At 46.7% G+C, this 20,880-nt stretch carries 18 protein-coding genes; 5 read left to right on the top strand and 13 right to left on the bottom strand.

Annotated features, from left to right (window positions below; genetic code table 11):
• Positions 1-142 precede the first annotated feature (142 nt).
• The 5 genes from ACR8BL_RS11035 to ACR8BL_RS11055 form a co-directional block, all read right to left on the bottom strand.
• Entirely contained in the window at positions 143-643 is a 501-nt protein-coding gene (locus tag ACR8BL_RS11035; protein WP_434752647.1) for a hypothetical protein, read from the bottom strand.
• A gap of 210 nt (positions 644-853) precedes the next feature.
• Entirely contained in the window at positions 854-1,594 is a 741-nt protein-coding gene (locus tag ACR8BL_RS11040) for a hypothetical protein (protein WP_434752648.1), read from the bottom strand.
• On the bottom strand, positions 1,591-2,289 hold the full coding sequence (locus ACR8BL_RS11045) for an ABC transporter ATP-binding protein (RefSeq protein WP_434752649.1): 699 nt from the start codon (positions 2,287-2,289) through the stop codon (positions 1,591-1,593). Before ACR8BL_RS11045 ends, ACR8BL_RS11040 begins: the two co-directional genes overlap by 4 nt.
• Positions 2,282-2,677 carry a GntR family transcriptional regulator gene (locus ACR8BL_RS11050; RefSeq protein WP_434752650.1) on the bottom strand — a complete coding sequence of 132 codons (396 nt, stop codon included), beginning with the start codon at positions 2,675-2,677 and terminating at the stop codon, positions 2,282-2,284. Before ACR8BL_RS11050 ends, ACR8BL_RS11045 begins: the two co-directional genes overlap by 8 nt.
• 213 nt (positions 2,678-2,890) lie before the next feature.
• Positions 2,891-3,451 carry an STM3941 family protein gene (locus tag ACR8BL_RS11055; protein ID WP_434752651.1) on the bottom strand — a complete coding sequence of 187 codons (561 nt, stop codon included), beginning with the start codon at positions 3,449-3,451 and terminating at the stop codon, positions 2,891-2,893.
• Positions 3,452-3,683: 232 nt separating this feature from the next.
• Here ACR8BL_RS11055 and ACR8BL_RS11060 point away from each other — a divergent pair, with 232 nt between their 5' ends.
• Positions 3,684-5,702: a S9 family peptidase gene (locus ACR8BL_RS11060; RefSeq protein WP_434752652.1), complete on the top strand. Its 2,019-nt coding sequence runs from the start codon at positions 3,684-3,686 to the stop codon at positions 5,700-5,702.
• 88 nt (positions 5,703-5,790) lie between these two features.
• On the opposite strand, the gene ACR8BL_RS11065 is transcribed toward ACR8BL_RS11060, so the two are convergent.
• Positions 5,791-6,474 carry a stalk domain-containing protein gene (locus ACR8BL_RS11065; protein WP_434752653.1) on the bottom strand — a complete coding sequence of 228 codons (684 nt, stop codon included), beginning with the start codon at positions 6,472-6,474 and terminating at the stop codon, positions 5,791-5,793.
• Positions 6,475-6,792: 318 nt separating this feature from the next.
• Between ACR8BL_RS11065 and ACR8BL_RS11070 the strand changes: the two genes are divergently transcribed.
• Positions 6,793-7,971: a MalY/PatB family protein gene (locus ACR8BL_RS11070; protein ID WP_434752654.1), complete on the top strand. Its 1,179-nt coding sequence runs from the start codon at positions 6,793-6,795 to the stop codon at positions 7,969-7,971.
• A gap of 80 nt (positions 7,972-8,051) precedes the next feature.
• On the opposite strand, the gene ACR8BL_RS11075 is transcribed toward ACR8BL_RS11070, so the two are convergent.
• The 5 genes from ACR8BL_RS11075 to ACR8BL_RS11095 form a co-directional block, all read right to left on the bottom strand.
• Complete coding sequence (locus tag ACR8BL_RS11075) at positions 8,052-9,104, bottom strand: alpha/beta hydrolase (RefSeq protein ID WP_434752655.1); 1,053 nt, start codon at positions 9,102-9,104, stop codon at positions 8,052-8,054.
• A gap of 131 nt (positions 9,105-9,235) precedes the next feature.
• Positions 9,236-10,195 (bottom strand): hypothetical protein, encoded by a 960-nt coding sequence (locus tag ACR8BL_RS11080; protein WP_434752656.1) that lies wholly within the window; start codon positions 10,193-10,195, stop codon positions 9,236-9,238.
• Between the two features lie 312 nt (positions 10,196-10,507).
• Positions 10,508-12,550 carry a hypothetical protein gene (locus ACR8BL_RS11085; protein WP_434752657.1) on the bottom strand — a complete coding sequence of 681 codons (2,043 nt, stop codon included), beginning with the start codon at positions 12,548-12,550 and terminating at the stop codon, positions 10,508-10,510.
• Positions 12,525-13,427: an ABC transporter ATP-binding protein gene (locus ACR8BL_RS11090; protein ID WP_434752658.1), complete on the bottom strand. Its 903-nt coding sequence runs from the start codon at positions 13,425-13,427 to the stop codon at positions 12,525-12,527. The genes ACR8BL_RS11085 and ACR8BL_RS11090 overlap by 26 nt, the downstream gene beginning before the upstream one ends.
• Positions 13,420-13,809: a GntR family transcriptional regulator gene (locus ACR8BL_RS11095; RefSeq protein ID WP_434752659.1), complete on the bottom strand. Its 390-nt coding sequence runs from the start codon at positions 13,807-13,809 to the stop codon at positions 13,420-13,422. The genes ACR8BL_RS11090 and ACR8BL_RS11095 overlap by 8 nt, the downstream gene beginning before the upstream one ends.
• Positions 13,810-14,774: 965 nt before the next feature.
• Here ACR8BL_RS11095 and ACR8BL_RS11100 point away from each other — a divergent pair.
• Together ACR8BL_RS11100 and ACR8BL_RS11105 are read left to right on the top strand one after the other, a co-directional pair.
• A complete protein-coding gene (locus ACR8BL_RS11100; RefSeq protein ID WP_434752660.1) occupies positions 14,775-15,614 on the top strand; it encodes a futalosine hydrolase in 840 nt (279 codons plus the stop codon).
• The gene (locus ACR8BL_RS11105) at positions 15,611-16,453 is read left to right on the top strand and encodes a 1,4-dihydroxy-6-naphthoate synthase (RefSeq protein WP_434752661.1); all 843 of its coding nucleotides are present in this window, start codon (positions 15,611-15,613) and stop codon (positions 16,451-16,453) included. Before ACR8BL_RS11100 ends, ACR8BL_RS11105 begins: the two co-directional genes overlap by 4 nt.
• Positions 16,454-17,153: 700 nt before the next feature.
• On the opposite strand, the gene ACR8BL_RS11110 is transcribed toward ACR8BL_RS11105, so the two are convergent.
• Positions 17,154-17,804 carry a pyroglutamyl-peptidase I gene (locus ACR8BL_RS11110; protein WP_434752662.1) on the bottom strand — a complete coding sequence of 217 codons (651 nt, stop codon included), beginning with the start codon at positions 17,802-17,804 and terminating at the stop codon, positions 17,154-17,156.
• A 61-nt stretch (positions 17,805-17,865) separates the two neighbouring features.
• Complete coding sequence (locus ACR8BL_RS11115; RefSeq protein WP_434752663.1) at positions 17,866-18,867, bottom strand: Gfo/Idh/MocA family protein; 1,002 nt, start codon at positions 18,865-18,867, stop codon at positions 17,866-17,868.
• Between the two features lie 228 nt (positions 18,868-19,095).
• Here ACR8BL_RS11115 and ACR8BL_RS11120 point away from each other — a divergent pair, with 228 nt between their 5' ends.
• The gene (locus ACR8BL_RS11120) at positions 19,096-20,862 is read left to right on the top strand and encodes an AraC family transcriptional regulator (protein WP_434752664.1); all 1,767 of its coding nucleotides are present in this window, start codon (positions 19,096-19,098) and stop codon (positions 20,860-20,862) included.
• Positions 20,863-20,880: the final 18 nt, after the last annotated feature.

The raw sequence follows: 20,880 nt of genomic DNA on the forward strand, positions 1-20,880 counted from the left end.
ATACACATCAAAAAGGACGAAATACTGCCGGAATGCGTCTGACCTGTTTCGTTACTCCTTGAGAATGGAATGATCAATGCTCCTCATTTTCGTCCTTGTCGATTAAGGTAATGTTGTAAGTTGAACACCCATACATCCCGATTTACGTACTACTGCTGCTGTTGGCTGCATTCCGTCTTTTGTTAATCGCGTGCACGCCCATGACCACAGCAACCAACTCATAGGTATCTAGATACTCAGACTGATTATCCAGTACAAACGCCCCTGAACTAAACCAACCGCTAGTTCGGCGGAAGCTTACTACAACGCGGCCCGATCCATCGGTCACATCATATTCCTGCGAAAATGCTGGAGCAGATACATCATAGATGCCACGTGAGCCCGCATCGTACTCATACTTTTTGCTAAAAAAGCTGAATCTCGCTCTTAGCACCCCCAGATGTGTGCCATCCGCTGCCGTCACGTCCCAGCGATTGGTCAACATGCGGAATTTGCCGCTGCAGACCAGACCTTTTTCATCCGAGACATCGAGTGATGATCCAAATACACTTTTCAAATCCAGGTGTCCTGCTTGCTCCTGATCGGCATCTATAATTTCGGTATATCCGGCATTGAAAAAGTTATCTCTGAAGTACAATTGCATATCGCTTTCCCCTTCCCGTTCTTGTCCTGTCTAATGATGCTCACCATGTGAATCCATCTTTTATTACTCTATTAGCAGTCATTATACATAAATTTACGTATTCAAACTGGAATAGGGTGCATATATCCGGTCATTTCTGCCAAAAGAAAAAAACGAGCAGCTTCGCCGCCCGTTATATCCGTCCTGTATTCTTTTGTTGAAACAGTCATCTCAGGCTTCCACTTTTTTAGTGTTCATATAGATGATTCCCCATACGAGAAGTGCTGCGAGTGCCATTTCAAACACCGTAGTTCCCCACCGTCCATCGGCCCATATGACACCATTAGCTGAAAATGAAATGCCTGTGCTTTCTTCGGTGAATTGAAACAGATCATTCGGACTGAACTTTCCTGCAAAAATAACATTTTCCAACCAGCTAAGCAGGTTAATCAGAACAATGAACGTTACAATCCCGATCCATGGGCCTGTTTTCCAGCGGAACGTACCTGCTACACTTATGGAAAAGAAGATCATGATCGTCATAAACAGAACAACCCAGCCTGCAAAAAACAAAGTACTCCATATCTCAGCTACACTGATTTTGATACCAATATACGCAGACAGATCAAGCCCCAGCTTCATTGTGATGTAAAGATAACCATGGATGAAGCCTATCAGCAGCAAGCCCAGCCCGCAAAGTGTACCAAAAATGATAGGTGATAATACATGGGACAGACCTGTGACAGGGATCAGACGACGATTGTAGGAGCGGATATTGGCGGAATATGTTTTAATTGTTTTGACATAGATGGCTACACCTGCTCCGACATATGCCATGATGCCTAGCACATTTGCAGTGACACCGGACGACACAAATATCATCAGTCCCAGTTGAACAATAATCAGGATGACTAGCCCTGCCAGTAGGGTGTTCCAGCTTCTTCTAAAATCATACTTCAACAATGTCATCATTCTGCATAGACCTCCTTAAACATCTCATCCACACTTTTTCCATGCTTCAGCCTGATTGTCTCAACTTCTTCATGCATGACGAGCTTGCCTTCCCGAATAAAGATTACTTCATCGAAAATGCGTTCAATATCATTCACCAGATGTGTGGAAATGATCAGGCTACTGTCTTCGTCGTAAAATTTAACGATCGCATCCAGAATCTTACCTCTGGCTACAGGGTCAACGCCGCCGATTGGTTCATCCAGTAAATATAACCGCGCCTTGCGAGACAATGCCAGTGTTAACTGCAGTCGTTCATTCATCCCTTTGGATAGATGACTAACACGCTCATTCTCGGCAAGACTCATAAACTCCAGCATCTCCCGTGCCTTTTCTTCATCAAAATCGGCATAAAAATCGCGGTAGTACGCGATCGCATCCCGCACTTTCATCCATTTCTCGGTTAACGGACGATCCGGCATGAATGAAACCAGTGATTTCGTCTCCAGACCAACTGGCTTGCCTGTCACCTGAATGCTACCACTAGCAGGATGCAGCAGACCCGCGACCAGCTTCATCAGTGTGCTTTTACCACTACCATTGCTCCCCAACAGACCTACAATTCGTCCAGGAGCAATATGAAGTGAAACATTATTCAACGCCTGCTTACGGCCATACACCTTATTAACCTGATTAAATTCAAGTATGTTACCCATGTGTCTGTTCCCCTTTCCCCTGACTACCTTCTGCCAAAGCGTCCGTCACGATGGACACAATATCCTGCTCTTCAATTCCGAGTTCTTGCATTCCGGTCAGGAAACGATCCAACAGTTCGCCGGCCATTTCTTTTTTGATCATCATGATCTTCCTCTCCTCACTTGTCACATACCTGCCCAAGCCCCGCTTCGTTTCAACCACTTCTTCACGCTCAAGCTCCTGAAATGTTCGCTGTACTGTATTCGGATTAATCTGCAATTCGGCAGCCAATTCACGAACCGAAGGAATTTTGTCGCCTGCCTTGAGGGTTCCGGTTACAATCTGCCGCTTGATGTATTGCATGATCTGCAGATAGATCGGTAAATTGTTATCAAATTCGATAGGCACGATGTTTTCACTCCTTTCTGTATCGGTGTGTTAGTTACATAGTACACTAGTAAAATAGTATTGTAAAGCCTATTTTAAATGGTCATTAGAACACAATAAAAAAACAGGTCTCAACGACCTGCCCTCTTGGATTTATATGTTACTCAACAAAGACTGATTCTGGCTCAGGCAGCAGCTTTCTTCTATACCTCACCGCTTCAATTCTTCACTCCTTCACGACTTCCTGAGGTTCAGAACATGTATCTTGCTGTCCTTACCATGCTGCCAGTGATTCATCATCATCAAATACAGTTGGTCGATCGGCAACGTAATGCTGCTTTGAGCTATACTGATCGTTGCATCAACCATATGGCTGTTCGCTGTCATCAACTTGCGTTTCATTCCGTTATGACGCTCCAGAAATGCCTTCTCGTCCTGCAGTTTAACACCAATCATTTTTTGCCCCATCAGCTCATACATAAAAATATGTTGAATATCCTTCCAGGCTACTGCCCCGCCTGAGGTATATGAGGAAGAGTCGACAAACCCATGTTCATTGATGACAAAGGAAGGTTCCTTCCGAATCATTTTTACCAGACTGTAGCAGAAACATAAGCCAAAAAAAAGGATAGATAACAAGCCAATAACACTGGATATGATGGAAGTACCTGCGCCTGAAGATCGGTCAAACATCAGAAAAAAGCCGGCACTCATAAAAAGCGCTGCCCCTGCCGTAAGCCAAGCCATTCGTTTCCTGCTCGGATATTCCACATGCTGTTCATAAGATGTGCTCAAATGTAAACATCCTCCTTCTTGCGATTGAACCATACGCAAATCTAAACAGGAATTGCATTCTACATTAAACCATTCCAGCTTGTCTTAAACATTTCCTACTGATCTTTCCTGCCTTCTAAAAAAAACGAACGCCATTCCATTCGCCAGTTGTTGTCCTTCACTTGTCTTTCCGTTAATATAAATGGAAAGCTTAGGAAATTATTCAATCCGAATGATAGTGGGAGGACAAGTGATGAACGGAAAACGCGGCATGATATCGGAAGATTTGTTTCAGATTACATGGGTTAATGATCCAGTTCCGTCTCCCCAGGGCGGACATCTGGTGTATGTTAGTCGGCAAACGAATGAAAAACACGATGGTTATCGCTCTCACCTGAGACTGCTTCATCTGGACACTCGGAAGGACAGGCCCTTTACTTCTGGAGAAAATGATCACTCCCCTGCCTGGTCGCCGGATGGAGCACAGCTTGCTTTTATACGCGAGGCAGATGGAAAATCTCAGGTGTGGCTGATCGCTTCGGATGGCGGAGAGGCTCAGCAGATCAGTCATCTGCAGCATGGCGTGAGTTCCTTCTTATGGGCGCCAGATGGAGGGACATTACTTGTAAAGTCTTCTGTGGACATCGATGAAAAACCGGATGAGGCTCCTCTGCAATCTTCCACCGAAGGCATCAAGGAAAACTCGCTTCCTCAGGAAGTCATCGTAGACCGGATTCGCATGAAATCCGATAGCGGTGGATTATGGAATGGAAAACGTTCTCATCTCTTTGTTATCGCGCCAATCAGCACAGAGGCTATACCTGTAACCACTGGACACTATGATATTGTGGATTATGCCTGGTCACCGGATGGAAAACGCATCGCCTGGATCACCAAAATGCCTGAAGAGGGTGAGGATGATAGCGACTTTACGTTAACCAATCATGTGTATACATCTCGTCCTGATGGGACAGATATACAGCAATTAACCCCCGAAGGGTATACCTTTTATCGGCTTAGTTATGCACCTGACGCGCAATCAGTAGCCCTTCTCGCCAGCGACCATTCATACGGCAATGCTACCCTGGTGAGGCTGTATACACTTCCGATATCAGGTGGAACACCTGAATGTCTAAGTGCAGACCGGGATGTACAGCTAAACCATAGCCTTGTTGGTGATATGCGCTCCCATCTGGTCACGACAGGCCCCGTTTATTCACATGACGGCTCATCCATTCTTTGTCTTGCTACGATACATGGCAGTGTACGTATAGCCAAATTTGCATTAGATGGAAGTCATGCCGATTACATTTTGCCTGATGAGTGTGAAATATATCAGTTTGCCGAGTTGCCACAAGGGCAGATGGTAGCGGCTGTTGCAGATACACAACAACCTGGTGACTTGTATCTGTTTGAACAACCAGGAGACCCTGGAATCGAATCTGTACGTCTCACCCGGAGTAACCCTCAACTGGAGCAGGACATCTGGCTGAGCACACCGGAAACTTTCTGGTTTGAATCCTCGGATGGGCTGCAGCTACAAGGATGGGTCATGAAACCTCATGGCATCGTTGAAGGTGTCAAGGTTCCGACCATTCTTGAAATACATGGCGGCCCGCATATGATGTATGGTTTCACTTTTATGCACGAGTTCCAGCTCCTTGTCGCTCAAGGCTATGCTGTTATGTATATTAATCCGCGCGGAGGGCTGGGTTATGGGCAGCATTTCGTCAATGCTTGTCGGGAAGATTACGGCGGAGGGGATTACCGAGATCTCATGGAATCCGTGGATTATGCTTTGTCCCAGTATACCTTTATCGACCCATCCAGGCTGGGCGTAACTGGCGGCAGCTATGGCGGCTTCATGACAAACTGGATCGTGGGACATACGAATCGCTTCAAAGCCGCTGTTACCCAGCGCTCCATCTGTAACTGGCTGTCGTTCTATGGTGTAAGTGATATTGGTTATTTCTTTACGGAAGATCAGATTGGCGGCAATGCATGGGATGACACCGAAAAACTATGGAAGCATTCCCCGCTCGCTTATGTCGGTAATGTGCAGACCCCACTGCTTATTCTTCATGGGGAACAGGATCTTCGCTGTCCCATTGAGCAAGCCGAGCAATTATATGTTGCGCTGAAACGCCGCAAGCAAACGACAAGACTTGTGCGTTTCCCGGGGGCTAACCATGAGTTATCCCGCGGTGGTCATCCTCACCTGAGGGTGCGAAGGTTAGAGCATATCGTCGGATGGTTTAATGAGTATCTGTAACCCACAAAAAGCCGTTTGCCTGCAATCCTTAGGATTACGGACAAACGGCTTATTTTAATTTTAAAGTTTAGACAACATATGAACTTGCCTATTCTTCTCCCCAAATAACCGTAACTTCGTTCAGATCTTTGTTACTCGAAGATACGTTACCTGTAATCGTCACAGCATATTTGCCTTCCTCACGACCTAGAATGCTGAATTCATCAGCTTGAATATCCTCACTGTTTTGAGTCCAATTTTTATTCTGATAATAGTTTTTGTAGGATGTACCGAGGGTCGTCAAGCTCTCTTTGGTTGTGTAGATGAGAACCACTTTTTTGTTTCCATCTACCACATTCTCAATAAGGCTGGTCGCTTTGGCATCCTTAGGCAATGGGAAATCTGCTGGCAAGTACTTGGATTTCACTCCTGATGTTTGTGTATTCGTACCTGTTGATGGGGAGGTTGTTCCACTGCCACCATTGGATGCACCTGAGGAGCTGGAAGAACCGATGCTTACCTTATTATTTTTAGCATCATATTTCACTTCTGTATTTAATGCTTCTGCAATGGAACGAGCCGGAAGATATGTACTGCCTTGATACGTAATCGGCGCAAGCTTTTTACCCTTGTCACCTGTCGGTGTGAATTTTTGCCCATTCACTTCGATGGCAAGCCCGTGATTCAGATATGCTTTGATTGTCTCCAACTGTGTACCTGCGTAAGCACCTGCTGATCCCGTTAATACCATGCCAAATACACCTGCTGCAATGAACCACTTTTTGTTTTTCATATTCATTCGCCTCCAAGATTCAGTTTAATAAAAATGGATGTTACATATTTAATGAATAAAAGGGGTTATGTTTAATCGTGTTCCGGATAGATATAGTTCGCATAACAATGAGCTATATAATTAAATCACCAAGTCTCATGTCATGTTAGCCATATCATAAGCACTTGATCGTGTGTTGTAAACGAAATCTCGCCAAATCAGGACTTGGGTCATACAAAAATAGTTTAGAAGTTGCGAAAAGTGAAGATGTATTAGATAATGATGTCTTGTTTGTAGGACGTAACAACGAATTAAAGAACCCAGGAGGACTTCTTTGTTATGATAAATCACAGTATGTTTGATACACCGATTGCCCGGTCATCTACCGGTTCGGAGAAATGGGACGGGCTAGAGCAAATCTTTGGTGTGGCAGATGCACTTCCCATGTGGGTGGCCGACATGGATTTTGCCGCTCCCCCATCCGTTATTGAAGCATTGCAGTCCCGAATGGGACATGGCATCTTTGGTTACACGTTGCGCACCGAGGCCTATCATGCCGCAGTCACAGATTGGATGCAACGCCGCCACAACTGGAAAATCAATGCGGACTGGATCGTATTCACGCCAGGGATTGTGCCAGCGCTCAGCATAGCGGTGCAACAATTCACTTCACCAGGGGATGCTGTAGTCATCCAGACCCCGGTATATCCTCCATTTTATAATGTGGTAAAGGATCAGGGCAGGGAACTCATCACGAATCCACTGATCGAGAAACAAGGACAATATTCGATGGATCTGGAACAACTCGAAACCAGTCTACAGACGGGTAAGGTCAAAATGTTGATCCTGTGCAGCCCTCACAATCCGGTTGGACGTGTATGGAGCCGGGAGGAGCTGGAAGGACTTGCATCGCTGTGTCTAAAATATAATGTACTCATCGTTTCGGATGAGATTCATGCCGATCTGGTATATGAGCGCGGAGCTCATACGCCGCTTAGTCTGATCTCGGAAGCGATCGCAGATCACAGCATCATCTGCACAGCACCAAGCAAAACGTTTAATATACCCGGATTATGCACATCCAATATCATCATTCCAAACGCCGAATTGCGGGCACATTTTGCCCAAGGTGTAACCACCATGGGATTATCCAGCATCAGTACAATGGGAGCCGTAGCAACCGAAGCAGCTTATAACGGTGGGGAAAACTGGCTCGATCAGTGTCTCGCTTACATTCGGGACAATATGGAATACGTGCAGCAATTTATTGCAGATCATCTTCCTGGTATCCAGGTACATCTACCTGAAGCAACCTATTTGTTATGGGTCGATTTCCGCGGATTAGGGTTGACTCATGCACAATTAAGCAAAAAGCTGCTTCATGAGGCAGGACTCGCCTTTAATGATGGAGTTGTATTCGGAGAAGAAAGTGCCGGATTCATGCGTATCAACGTAGCCTGTCCAAGATCCACAGTAGAAGAAGCTATGCGCAGATTACTGGTGCTGGTTAAGAAATAAACAAAGGGGGTCACGGCAGTTACTTCATGATGGATTTTTCATGACTACTGCTGTGACACCTCTTTTTTTTCTACAACTGGCTATCTTACGATCTGCCCTTCCGGTACCTTGCTTTTATGATCCTGAATAAATTGAACGGATAACTGTAACGCCTGCTGTGCAGCTTTAGTTCCCAGATCAAACTGGTAATCATGCCCTAATTTCTCTGCAGATGTTGGGAAAAACAAGGTTTCTGTTGTGACACCCCGACGCTCCAACACTTCTGCAAGTTCCATCGATTGTACGGTCAAAGGGTCCTCATTACCAGAAGTGATAAATGATGGTGGATATCCAGCTGTAGCTTGCAGCACTGTTGACATTTCATCCAAACGTGGATCTTCTTCGTATGCCTTGCTTCCCATATATGACCAGAGGAACGTGTGCATAAATGGAAAACCTGTACTCTCGACGGTACGCAAATGATAAGGACCACAGAACAAAAGTGTTCCTCTTAACTGCTCAGGCTTAACCGCTGGTGTTATATTCATTTGTTTTGCCAGATTGGGATTCGTAAGCAGCGCTGCAGTCTGACTTGCAATCTGGGCACCTGCCGAATTACCGGCAAGAAACAGGTTATTCGGATCGCCTCGATATTGACTGACATGATTTTTAATATAGGACAACGCCTGATTCGTTTGCATCACAGGAACAGGATACGTCGTATCTGGTGCAAGTGCATAGTTCATGCTGACTACCACATGTCCACGTTTGCTCAACTGCACCGCATAATCGGCAATGTCTTCTTTATCACCCATAACCCACCCGCCGCCATGAACCCACAATATGACTGGCAATGGTTCCGTTGCCGCGGAAGGATAATAAATGTCCAACGTACTGCTACGACGACCTTTATCTGCATAGGCCACATCGGTAACCCGAGTTACCCCTTCCGATTCGTTCGTGTGCTTGCTGTCTGTGTTCGAAGTGGCGAACTCAAGCCCTGATTTCAGCAAAAAAACCGTTATTTTAGGTGTAAACTGTGCACTGATTCCTACCAAACCTACAATCAGGATCAATAAACTGATGGGAATCCAATAACGCTTTCGTTTCAAACCGATTCTGCCTGCACGTTTCGTCTTATGCTCTGTTTGCATCAACCTGCACCTCGCTCCAGTTTCAAAGAACCTATCTGTTATAGAGGTGTACGCGCCAGAAAAAATCAAGTTTCTCTTATACATTTTTCACAGGATAGATCACAAGCCTCTGAGTTGCAGAATCAGGCTTTTTAATTAGGTCTGTTACGGATCTCCTGACTAACCTTGACGTAAATTGCGGATACCCTTCCCTCCAGCGTGTGAATGTTCTGGTTTGCAACCGACCACCTTTCAGCCGAAGAAACCAAAGAATTCAGGGCACTTAATGCACGTGCAGGCTCACCTTTTTTCAGTATTTGTTTGAAGTTTCGCAAGGCACTCGAATAACGTTCTCTGGACAAGCTGACTTGTTTCTTGGCGGTTTGAATCTGTTTTTTCACGGCATTTGTGCCATTTAACATCGTTCGCAACCGCTTCACCTCGGTATTTTTTCGTTTACGTGCTTCAGCAAGGTTTGCTTTCCTCGTACGAATATCCTCTCGTGCCAGCTGCACCAGCGGTTTCATCGCCTCAGCCTGAGTACGAATGGCTGCACTCCACTCTTTGCTATGAAGAGCCTTGGCTGCAGACAATTGCTTGTTCAGTGAGCTATAGAGTTTGAACAAAGGTTCATAACGTACCTGTGTACGTTCCAGGCTCTCCTGAAGCGTTGCCAGCTTTGTTATGTCCGTGCCACTGATTGCCTTACGAAGCTGCGCCAGCTCAGTAACGTTAGCCGTATGGAGCTGCTTGATCTTTTGTTCCCATCTCTCTCTCTGTGACTTCCACTCTCCTGCACTCACGTACGATTGCTGCAATGAACGTTTAGTCTGCGTATCCGCCTTGTTTAATACCATGTTCCAGGCTTTCTGCGCAGTCACATTAAGATCAATCCCCTCACCATGAACTGTTGCGTTACTGCATATCATTCCGATGCCGAATGTTACAGCGAACATCACGCTCAATCTTAGTAAAATCGAATGTCCGACCAGCACTTTTAACCAAGAATGAATAAACAGTACCCACCTTGAAGGTCCCATCCATATGTTCTTTGATTGCTGCAACAACGTTAAATGCTCTACCAACAGTCTATTCTCTGGCCCTAAACGCATATACTTCTGCACCCCTTTTTCTCAAATAAGTATGAAATCCAACGCCGTTACTCACTCTGCATTTGTCATTAGATAATCACTCCATACAACCTTCCGAACACGACTTCCTTGCAGTTCAAGATTCAAAGTTAGCGATCAATTCAGCTAACGACAAAAAAAAGCACCCGCAAGTCAGGCATGTGCCTGCTCTTACGGGTGCTTCCCTCATGAGCCGTTCCATATGAGATTCAGTGCATTAACGAATTGCTTGAATCCTTACTTCCCCTAATATATTCCATAACAATCATTTGGTCAAGCTGAAACAACAATAAGTTATAGATCACCCAAGATGGCTCTCATATCCTCGGTGAGATCTTCCTCTTTTAACATCATATACACGTTCTGACCTTTGACAAAATTAAGTTTTATTTGATAGAAGGTGCCCTGAAAGGTGTAATAACCCGATCTTTGGCGCTTGAGCAGTTCGCTGATCATTTTTTTATTCTTGGTAGCGACCTTCTTTTTTCCTTTTAGAGTTTCATCTATCAATTGTGAGTCAGGATAGACCAGCTTAGCTTTACCCGGGCTATCAATCTCCTGTTTGATAAACTGGGCAGAGGCAATTTCATCTGCGGATACCTGTAGCTGATCGTACAGTTTGTTTTCTTGGAGCCATGCAATCAAACGGGTATAGGTTGGTTTAATCTCATATGTTGAACTAAGATTAGGGCTATCTAATACCCGTTTAGGTGATAATTCATCCCGATAATCCTGATAAACCTCAGCTGATGCAAATGATTCCCAATGGGATTTTTGATCTTCATATGTTTGATCTAAAATTTCCGATTTCAGCAGAGCCTTGAATCCACGAATGAGCTGCGGGTCACTAATGTACACAGCGCGATCATTGATAAGTCTTGACCGGATACCGATACTGCGAACATCATTGTCGAGTGCATAAGTTCCATAAATGGCAGCTTTATAATCTTCGAAACTCTTCATATTCTTAAACTCTTGTTGAAAACTGGATTCTTGAACAGTATATTGTCGCGATAAGATCTTTCCATTTTTCAACTTATAGTTAATCGTGACACTCTCTTGATCAGGTATAATCTGATTCTTTCCCTTGTCATTCAAGGTCTGACGGGCATCGACGATTTTTTGATGAAGTGCAAGGACAGCATCGATATATCCCGCAGAGTTGGAGTAGAACTGTTCATCGTCCAGCTTTATAGTCTGATTACCTACGTAAATAAACTGATCCTCGCCAATACGCACCTTCTCGACATTATCCTTGGAAGGTACATTGGCTGCATAGCCATTCCAGTCCGCAACTGGCACGTACAGGATCAGCCCGGCTGCAATTCCATATACAGCCAACCGTGGCAGAAGGCTACCGCTCCAGATGAGCCATGTTTTGCGTATGATCATCTCGGCTCCAATGTATCCTGCAATGCCTCCTAGGATATACCCTGCAATGCCCCATTTCTCGGGATTCCCGGGTGAAATCGATGAAAAATATGCGCCACTAAGCAACACAATCGTGAACATAAATCCAAAACGGAAAATCGGTTTTACGATCTGGAATGTTATGGCTTGCGTTGCCGATTCCACATGCCGTTTACGGTACAGCAGATACGACAGTGCGCTGAGAATCACTGTCAAAGCAGCATATATGCCGAGTTCGCCCCATCCGGGAATGGCATAGCTTAAGCTACTGAGGCGGGAGACTGGAGAAATAGTCTCTATTTTGAATCGGAAAAAGTTGTCCGGATAACCAAACAAATAACGTTTCAGGTGTAGTGCAAAAACTCCCCAGAAGATTAATGGAATCAGGCTGATGCCGTATACGGTAAGTCCCTGTAGAATAGACTGCCCGATACACATGCCCACCGCGACGGTCATCGTAAACATGAACAAAGAGATCATGCTCATGGTTACGCCCCACATCCAAACAGCAGAACTATCAAAGGTGAGCGCAGGCTCACTCAGAACTGTGGAAACCCACCCGGTAACTCCAGCTGTAATCCATATGGGAACCAGTATCATCACATACCCGCTCAGCATGTTCATTGTTAGCAGATGTTTACGCTGCAGCGGCAAACTATGATACAGATCAGCCGGTGCGCCCGCTTGAATATAACGGAACAGGAATAAGGCCATTACAACCGGCACTGTAATTGCAAAAAACCAATGAAATTCCCCGTTCGCTCTGAACAAGCTGTCGATTACTTCTGTATTGTCCCGATACTGTGTACCGATGTACAGGGGAAGTGTAAATAATAAAAGAAGCAGATAAACAATACCAAGCCAGCCATGCTGCCTGAAATTTTGGTACAGGATGCCGCGGTTAAAGTATAATCGGTGTAATGTCATAACCCGCACCCTCCATTTCATAGATAAAAATTTCCTCCAGCGTCAGCGGCAGCACATCCAGCAGGAACGGATCATGCAAACGAAATTGCGCGGTAACATCTTCACGATGACCTTTAACAATGTACAAGGAGACACTCCCTCTTTTTTCTTCATGCAAAATGTGAACTTGTTCTTTCAACGAATCAGCATGATCCGGATGACGGAAAGCAACCTGAATTTTGTGTGTGTCGGCCTTAAGGTCATCCAGATCTTTCTGCACGATAATTTGTCCTTTGTGCATGATGGCTACATGGTCACAGAGGTCCTCAATCTCACGCAAGTTGTGAGATGAGATGATGATGGTCACCTGGCGCTCTGCGGCTTCCTGGAACAGCAGGTTTTTGATCTGCTGGCGCATGACAGGGTCAAGGCCATCAATCGGTTCATCCATAAGCAGCACCTCAGGCATACAACTGAGTCCCAGCCATACCGCAGCCTGACGGCGCATGCCTTTGGACATGCGATGAAGCTTGCGTTTTACATCTAATTTAAATACGGCTGCCAGCTGGTCGAAGCGTTCATCACTCCAGCGTGGGTAGACGGAACGGTAAAATGCCGCCATGTGAGTAATCGTAGATTGCGGAAAAAAGGTTGGAGCATCGGCCATAAAAATCGTACGGCCTTTAAGATCCAGATTTTCATAGATTTCAGCCCCATCAATGCGTACAGTTCCACTGTCTAGACGATAAATGCCCGCAATCATTTTGAGCAGCGATGTTTTACCTGCCCCGTTGGAACCGAGCAATCCGTAGATCGACCCTTTATGTATGTGCATTGTTACGCCATCGACGGCCTTTTCCTGTTCAAAAGCTTTAATAACTTGGTTCAGCTCAATCATGAGGCACCTCCTTCTCTATACGGGCCATCGCTTCTTCAAATAAAAGAGTCAACTCCGCCTTGGTTAAACCTGAATACGAAGCTTCGGCAATCAGTTTCACCAAAGACTCCCGGATCTCATCTTTCATAGCTTCCTTCGGATGTTCCACAGATGATGATACGAAACTTCCTTTCCCCTGCAAGGAATAGATGTAACCTTCACGCTCAAGTTCGCGGTATGCCTTCTGAATCGTGTTCGGATTCACGGTGAGTTGCGTTGATAATGACCGAACGGAAGGAAGCTGCTCATCAGGTTTCAGAATACCGTATACGATCATTTCTTTAACCTTATCCACCAGTTGCTCATAGATCGCCTTACGGCTGCGTACATCCAATTCGAACATCCCGCACCTCCTTTCTTAAATCAACTGTGTGATCTGTACTATTATTAATAATACAGTTGATACGGTTTGTCAATCTTTAGCTGTAGCTCCATGCGTGAATTCGAGGATAGCCAAATTTATATAAGATTATTCAATATGATATAGTTGACATATAATAAATTTTATAAGTGAACTTGCTCAGATTATTATCTATAAACCCATAGGCATATTCCCTTTGGAACACAATTCGGTGAGAGATTCTATAAAGTTTCTATAAAAATCGCTTCTCCTTGCTCGGCTTGGTGAAAATAAGTGTGAAAGGTTGTTCTGCGCCTTCCCCTTCGTTATGATGAGTTAGGATGGGATGGGTTGAGTTAGGACGAGTTAGGACGGGGTGAGTTAGGATCGGATGGGTTGAGTTAGTCTAGGATGAACTAAATTGAGTGGGAGTAAATCACTATCGTAGAAAAATTGTTCATTTTGCCATTCATCGTATTCATCGCTGTTCGGTGCTGTTCATTGCTATTCGATGCTATTCAGTCCTATTAACTGCTTCGGCTTTTAAATAGTACTTGTACTTGATTGCATCTAAAATCCGTCCACTTGTCGTGCACATTTGAGGATTTTGTTTATCAAAAGGTGGACACGTCTTTGAAAATAACACACTACACTCACCAATCTACATATAGATCAAAATTAACATTTACGATTTTCACATCTATATATAGTGTTTCAATCATTAGCAAAGGGATATGCTCTTTAGGAGGGTACTGTCCACTCTTTGAAAGACAAAAAGGATCTATTTGTTCTCATACAGTAGACAGTTAGTGGACAGTTAAATGGCCAGCATTTGAACATCTTCGTGCGTCCCTGACTGCTACTTCGATATCATTGAACGCACAGCCTGCTGAACTTAATCACGGTATGAATGACCGGGTTAGCGGCAACGATATATCAAATACTTAAAAAATTGAGGTAAATGCCTAATGAACACAACGAAAAGGACATTTTCAGATACCAACGCTTCTACATCCGGGTTCTGTACTTCCTCACGCGTGCTGATTGTAACGGCGGTGGATGCGGAAAAAGAGGCGATCCTTCGCGGCTTGGGTGAGGATGCCGCAACACGATTTGATGTAATTGCAGCGGGCGTTGGCCCTGCCTCGGCCGCTGCCGGAACTGCCGCTGCCATAGCCTTTGCTTCAGCAGCGGCAAGTGCACATCAACTGGCGCAAGGCACCGCCGCGCCAGAGGAACGTGATGCGGCACAGGCATCTGCCGCATCTTCAGGGTCGGGGCCCGCTGCCGGAACCGGCGCCAGATCATCAGCCTATGGGCTGGTGATCAGTGCCGGCATCGGTGGCGGGTTCCCCGGCCGGGCGGACGTCGGCTCCCTCGTGGTAGCCGACGCTATGGTTGCAGCCGATCTTGGCTCGGAGACGCCAGACGGCTTTCTCTCTGTGGACGAGCTCGGATTCGGCTCGTCCCGTGTAGCGGCGGACGCGGTGCTTGCCGCGCGCCTACGCCATGAGCTGCAGCGGGCAGGGCTCGCTGTCAGCGGGGGCACTGCGGTCACCGTGTCCACGGCGACCGGAACCGCGCAGACGGCCGCGGAGCTGCTGCGCCGCGTGCCAGATGCCGCCGCCGAAGGCATGGAGGGCTTCGGCGTGGCAACAGCTGCGCAGCAGTTCGGCCTGCCGGTGCTCGAACTGCGCGGCATCTCTAACGCGGTCGGTCCACGCGACCGCGACGCCTGGCGCATCAAGGATGCCCTGGATGCGCTCCAGGCAGCAAGTTCAATTTTATGGGAGGTTATTACATCATGAATATTGCTTTTTCCCCTTGTCCGAACGATACATTTATCTTTCACGCCTGGGTACACGGATTGATTCCTGGTGCACCTGAACTTGAGGTTCGCTATGCAGATATTGATATAACCAACGGCCTTGCTGCGAATCCCATCGGACCAGAAATTCCGGAAGTAATGAAAATCTCTTATGCAGCGCTCCCCTATGTACTGAAAAACTATGCTTTATTACCTGCTGGCGGTGCGCTGGGCAGAGGTTGCGGCCCTTTAGTTTTGACAGCTGATGGCACAACGGACCCGGCATACCTGTCTGGACGGCGGGTTGCGGTACCGAGCGAGCGCTCTACAGCCTATCTATTATTCCGTCTATGGGCCGCACAAAATGTCCCTGGCGGTGTCGGTGAAATTGTGGTCATGCCTTTTGATAAGATCATGCCTGCTGTTCGCGATGGTCAGATCGATGCCGGACTGGTCATCCATGAAGCGCGTTTTACGTACCAAAACTATAGTTTGCAGCTGATGACAGACCTCGGCAACTGGTGGGAAAGTGACACAGGCTTGCCGATTCCGCTTGGTGCCATTATTGTACGCCGTAATCTGGATGCTCATGCTCTAGCTGAGTGGGCTCGTGCCTCTGTGGAATATGCCTGGGCACATCCTGAAGAATCCCAAGCATACGTGATGCAACACGCCCAGGAAATGGATCCCGATGTCGCTGCTCAACATATCGATCTGTACGTCAACGAATTCAGTGCAAACTTGGGCGAAGATGGATATGCCGCCATTACGGCACTACTTGGTCGTGCAATGCAAGAAAAACTGGTTCCCGAGTTCGACCTGAACCTTTTACGGATCTGACCTCCCTATTGGCTGGTACTGATTGGCTGGAATTGAAATGTTGTTAGTCTATTTAACTACGAGCATAGCCAAAGCTATTGTTAACCGGTTAGAGCCTGACTTTTGACAACTGCGTATCTCTAACGCTCCTGACAGAGCTTATTTGGTCCATTTTTGCACTCAGTAAATTCTAACGATCACCAGGAAGCTTATTTCACCGAAAATGACTCTTTTTCACCTCAATCTTGTCTATTTTGGTGAAATAGCGTTCCTACGGATCGTTAGAATTTTAAAACCACCAAATTGGTGTAAATAAGGTCTGTGGAGATCGTTAGATTTTTTGCAAGACAATCGTGCAGGATCATCGTGTCTGACGCGCTGTTTTATTGAGTCTAATATATGAAAAGGGCAACTCCGCGCGCCACCTTTGTGACGTATCGGAGCTGCCCTTTTGTTGGTTGGTTCTTTGGTGGGTTCTTTGGTTAATACGTTCGTTCGTCGTTCTTGAGTTCTTTGGATGGTACGTTCGTTCGTAATTGATTGGTTGGTTGGTTGATTGGTTGGTTCGTTGGTTGGTTCTCTCGTTGGTTAGTTGGTTCTTTGATTCGTTGGTTGGTTGGTTGGTTGGTTCGTTGGTTCGTTGGTTGGTTCTCTCGTTGGTTAGTTGGTTCTTTGATTCGTTGGTTGGTTGGTTGGTTCTCTCGTTGGTTTTATTTGAAGTTTATTTTTTTATTCCGTCCTCTATGTTTATTTTTGCTTCTGACAAAATCGTGCGGATCATGGATCGCAGTGCATCCAGCATCACTGGCAGTGGCAAAGATGGGACAGATGGCTCCAGTACGGTCATATCAGTCGATGCCGGAAAATGTACAAACCCCGCCCTCACAGGCAACTGCTGCAACCGAATGTAATCCAGTACCCGGTACATTGTGTTATTACATATATACGTTCCCGCTGTGTTAGAGACGGTTGCTGGTATGCCTGCTGCCATCATCTCATTGACCATCGCCCGGATGGGCAAGGTGGAAAATAAACCGTCCGGACTTCCAGCCGCAATTGGCTCGTCCACTGGGCGCTGGCCTTGATTGTCCGCGTAAGATCGGGGCGGAATATCCTTCACGTTGATCGCGATGCGCTCTGGCGTGATCGCTGTTCTGCCTTTTGCCAACCCGCAAGCGATAACGACATCTGGCTGAAAAGCCTCCATCTCTTCAATTAACAAGTCTGCACATTCATCAAAATGCACAGGCAGCAGCACAGTTTTTAATACAGCACCCTCAATAACCTCATGCTCTAATGCCGCCATCAACGCTCCTGTCGGATTCACCGTATCTCCGCCAAAAGGCTCAAACCCTGATATCAAAAATTTCATCACCGCTGCACTCCTTCCTGATGTAATCATGCCGACACTGAATTATTGCGGTCCAGCGTTCTTATTCCGATCGGTAGCGCAGACCCCATTGACGGCGAACCGTGTCCATTAATTTCATAATTTCCAGGGACTCGTCCAGCTGCATGGTGTTACTCTCCGTGCGGCCCTGCAGGATGCAACGCCCCGCCTCTTCCGCTTCAAACGCATACCCGATACACGTTCGATCATCCACAAACTTCTCGGGTTCGTCCTGTCCGTTGACATGTAAGTATGCTTCTTTGCCTGCGAGGAAAAAAGGCAGACGAATTCGGCCTTCCGTGCCGTAGATGACAGCCTCATTGTTCAGATTCAAACGAATGGCACCGTTCAGTGACGCCGAACGTCCCTCAGTATAAGACAATAATACGGAGAACTGCTCGTCCACACCCGTTTCCCCAATATGCGCTGTGCTCCATACATGCTGTGGCTGTTCACCAAAGATCATCGACGCAAAAGAGATCGGATACACCCCGGCATCCAGCAATGCACCACCGCCCAGATCAGGATTAAGCAGCCGCCCTTCCGGCTCCCATCCAATGCGGAATCCAAAATCAGCATGAACCATCCGCACTTCACCAATGTGCCCTTCCGCAATCCAAGCCCGTGCCTGGGCAACCGGCGGCAGGAATCGTGTCCACATGCCCTCCATTAGAAAAAGCTTCCGCTCTCGTGCGGTTTCCACCAATGGCTCCAGTTGACGTGAGTTCATCACAAAGGGCTTCTCACAGAGTACCGCTTTACCTGCTTCGAGGCAGGCCATCACATTTTCCTTATGTACCGGATGAGGGGTTGCCACGTAGATGATATCCACCTCAGGGTCACGCAGTAATTCATCATATGAAGCATAAGCGCGTTCAAAACCATATTCGGCTGCAAACTTCTCCGCACTGCCTGCAGTTCGAGAACCGACCGCTGCTCTCTCCGCATTGCCTGCATGCACCAAATCCTTGGCAAACTGGGATGCAATCCACCCTGTGCCCATAATTCCCCACCGTACCTTATCCCGTCCTGCTGTCTGTGTCATAAGTACATCCTCCCTACTACAGATTGAGTGTTACAAGGTTCATGATTCAGACCAGCCAACATGGTATCTCTCTTATTTTACCAAAAAGTAACGTTTTCGTCAGAAAAGCCTGCTTTCCTTCACCACATTTCATTTCTGCAACAGATTTGCTAAGATGATTTGGAGACAAACCATAAGCAATGTACCCTTTAGAAGAACATATGGAGCCCAATGAAAGGAAGGTACGCCATGATCACTGAGCCCAATCAATGCCATAACCGCATACCTTCAGACGCCAAGCTGACTGTGCGCCCTCGTGGCGATGCAAATCATATAAATACACAACAACCTACACGCTCTACCGTTCGCGATGAACTTCACCAGTTCTTAAACCACGCCCTGGTTGAACTTCGACGGGCAGAGTATATTAACACACATCAACGCTTCCGGTGGCAGGAAGATGAACTCCAGCATCATACCTTCATCTACCTGCATCGGTTCACGGGTACACAAATTGTGGACGCGGGGCCGTCTCGTGTCGTGCGCAAAGCGGCCTGCCTGTATCCACCTGGAACCAGGCTGGAACTCGTGTCAGATGCTGATCATGATGCCGAGCTGTATATGCTTGAATTTGACCTGTTTCGAGTTACGGAGAAGACAGAAGCAAGACGCATCTATGAGCGTGAGCTAGGTTCACCTGTTACGGGATGGATTCAAGGTCCCTTTTACGGCATTCAACGAATCACCTCCCAGCTGACTGAACTCGCACATCCCGATGACGAAACAGCATCCCGTGAAATCAAAGCACAATTGCTACTGACCGAACTGCTCTATATGCTCTGGCCTGAAGAGCATCCGAGATCTGCCGAAGAACAGGAACAGGAAGATCCCGAGTCCTGGCTCAAATCAACACTTCAATATATGCAGCAGCATTATATGCATGAGATCAAGCTGGATACACTCGCTGAACTGGCGGGCATGCATCCGTCGTATTACTCCCAGCTGTTCAAAAGCCGGATGCAAAAAAATCCGACTGAATATATTACTCATCTGCGCATGAATCGGGCCAAGGAAATGCTGCTGACCTCGGATCTGCGTATTCGTGATATTGCGCGTGAGGTCGGTTACCGCGACGAGTTTTACTTCAGCAGACGTTTTCGCAACTATGCGGGTTATGCTCCAACATCTTATGCCAAGCAGGTTCATCGCAACATCGTGTCACTTTCTTATCCATATACCGATCATCTGATGACGCTCGGCATCACCCCATGTGCTGCCCAGATACAAGGCCATCTGCCACATCTGCCTCAGTCGCTTAAGCTGCCTTTTCATGCGTATGAACCTTGGGAACAGGGACGGCAGTCTTTTCTGGATGTGAATCCTGAGCTGATTTTGACTAAAGATAACGCTACGGCTAGAGCAATGGAGCATATTGGTGATGTTGCGCCCATTATTACAATTCCGTGGAACCAGACTGACATGTTCGGCCATTTGGAACGAATTGCTTCGATTGTAGATCGGACTCAGGCGGCAAAAGAATGGATGGATCGACATGAACGTAAAGCAGAGCGTGCCCGTAAGAGGATCAGAGAACTGGCTGGCGGTCTGACTATAGCTGTAGGTACGTTAACAGCCAAGGGCCCCCGAATGTACAGCCACCGTAACTTCGGTCATGTATTCTACCGCACATTACAACTCGCTGCACCTGAGCGAATTCAGGCTGAACTGCAAGGCAAAGCTCCCGGGATTGGCTTCAACTGGATGCCTTTTACACCCGGACAATGGGACGGTCTGGAAGCCGATGTACTTGTGCTTGCAACAGACAACCTGCATAACCCAGCAACACTGCTGCAAAAATTAAAGAATGATCCGCTATGGAACAGTCATCCCGCCGTTCGCAACGGACAGGTTCATCTTGTGGATTGGAACACTTGGGTTGTCTACGCCCCATATTCCATCAACATCCAGCTTGAGGAAGCGCTCTCGATGTTGACGAACAAGCCCATACTTTTGTAATCTAAAAAATGTCCATTT

Origin of the sequence: Paenibacillus amylolyticus, assembly GCF_051136285.1 — a bacterium.
Lineage (GTDB): Bacteria > Bacillota > Bacilli > Paenibacillales > Paenibacillaceae > Paenibacillus > Paenibacillus amylolyticus_F.

Coding starts and splice junctions, on each gene's coding strand:
- ACR8BL_RS11075 (WP_434752655.1), bottom strand. CDS start 9,104: ATGCAAACAGAGCATAAGACGAAACGTGCAGGCAGAATCGGTTTGAAA.
- ACR8BL_RS11035 (WP_434752647.1), bottom strand. CDS start 643: ATGCAATTGTACTTCAGAGATAACTTTTTCAATGCCGGATATACCGAA.
- ACR8BL_RS11095 (WP_434752659.1), bottom strand. CDS start 13,809: ATGTTCGAATTGGATGTACGCAGCCGTAAGGCGATCTATGAGCAACTG.
- ACR8BL_RS11110 (WP_434752662.1), bottom strand. CDS start 17,804: ATGAAATTTTTGATATCAGGGTTTGAGCCTTTTGGCGGAGATACGGTG.
- ACR8BL_RS11070 (WP_434752654.1), top strand. CDS start 6,793: ATGATAAATCACAGTATGTTTGATACACCGATTGCCCGGTCATCTACC.
- ACR8BL_RS11120 (WP_434752664.1), top strand. CDS start 19,096: ATGATCACTGAGCCCAATCAATGCCATAACCGCATACCTTCAGACGCC.
- ACR8BL_RS11115 (WP_434752663.1), bottom strand. CDS start 18,867: ATGACACAGACAGCAGGACGGGATAAGGTACGGTGGGGAATTATGGGC.
- ACR8BL_RS11060 (WP_434752652.1), top strand. CDS start 3,684: ATGAACGGAAAACGCGGCATGATATCGGAAGATTTGTTTCAGATTACA.
- ACR8BL_RS11080 (WP_434752656.1), bottom strand. CDS start 10,195: ATGCGTTTAGGGCCAGAGAATAGACTGTTGGTAGAGCATTTAACGTTG.
- ACR8BL_RS11085 (WP_434752657.1), bottom strand. CDS start 12,550: ATGACATTACACCGATTATACTTTAACCGCGGCATCCTGTACCAAAAT.
- ACR8BL_RS11065 (WP_434752653.1), bottom strand. CDS start 6,474: ATGAAAAACAAAAAGTGGTTCATTGCAGCAGGTGTATTTGGCATGGTA.
- ACR8BL_RS11040 (WP_434752648.1), bottom strand. CDS start 1,594: ATGATGACATTGTTGAAGTATGATTTTAGAAGAAGCTGGAACACCCTA.
- ACR8BL_RS11100 (WP_434752660.1), top strand. CDS start 14,775: ATGAACACAACGAAAAGGACATTTTCAGATACCAACGCTTCTACATCC.
- ACR8BL_RS11045 (WP_434752649.1), bottom strand. CDS start 2,289: ATGGGTAACATACTTGAATTTAATCAGGTTAATAAGGTGTATGGCCGT.
- ACR8BL_RS11105 (WP_434752661.1), top strand. CDS start 15,611: ATGAATATTGCTTTTTCCCCTTGTCCGAACGATACATTTATCTTTCAC.
- ACR8BL_RS11090 (WP_434752658.1), bottom strand. CDS start 13,427: ATGATTGAGCTGAACCAAGTTATTAAAGCTTTTGAACAGGAAAAGGCC.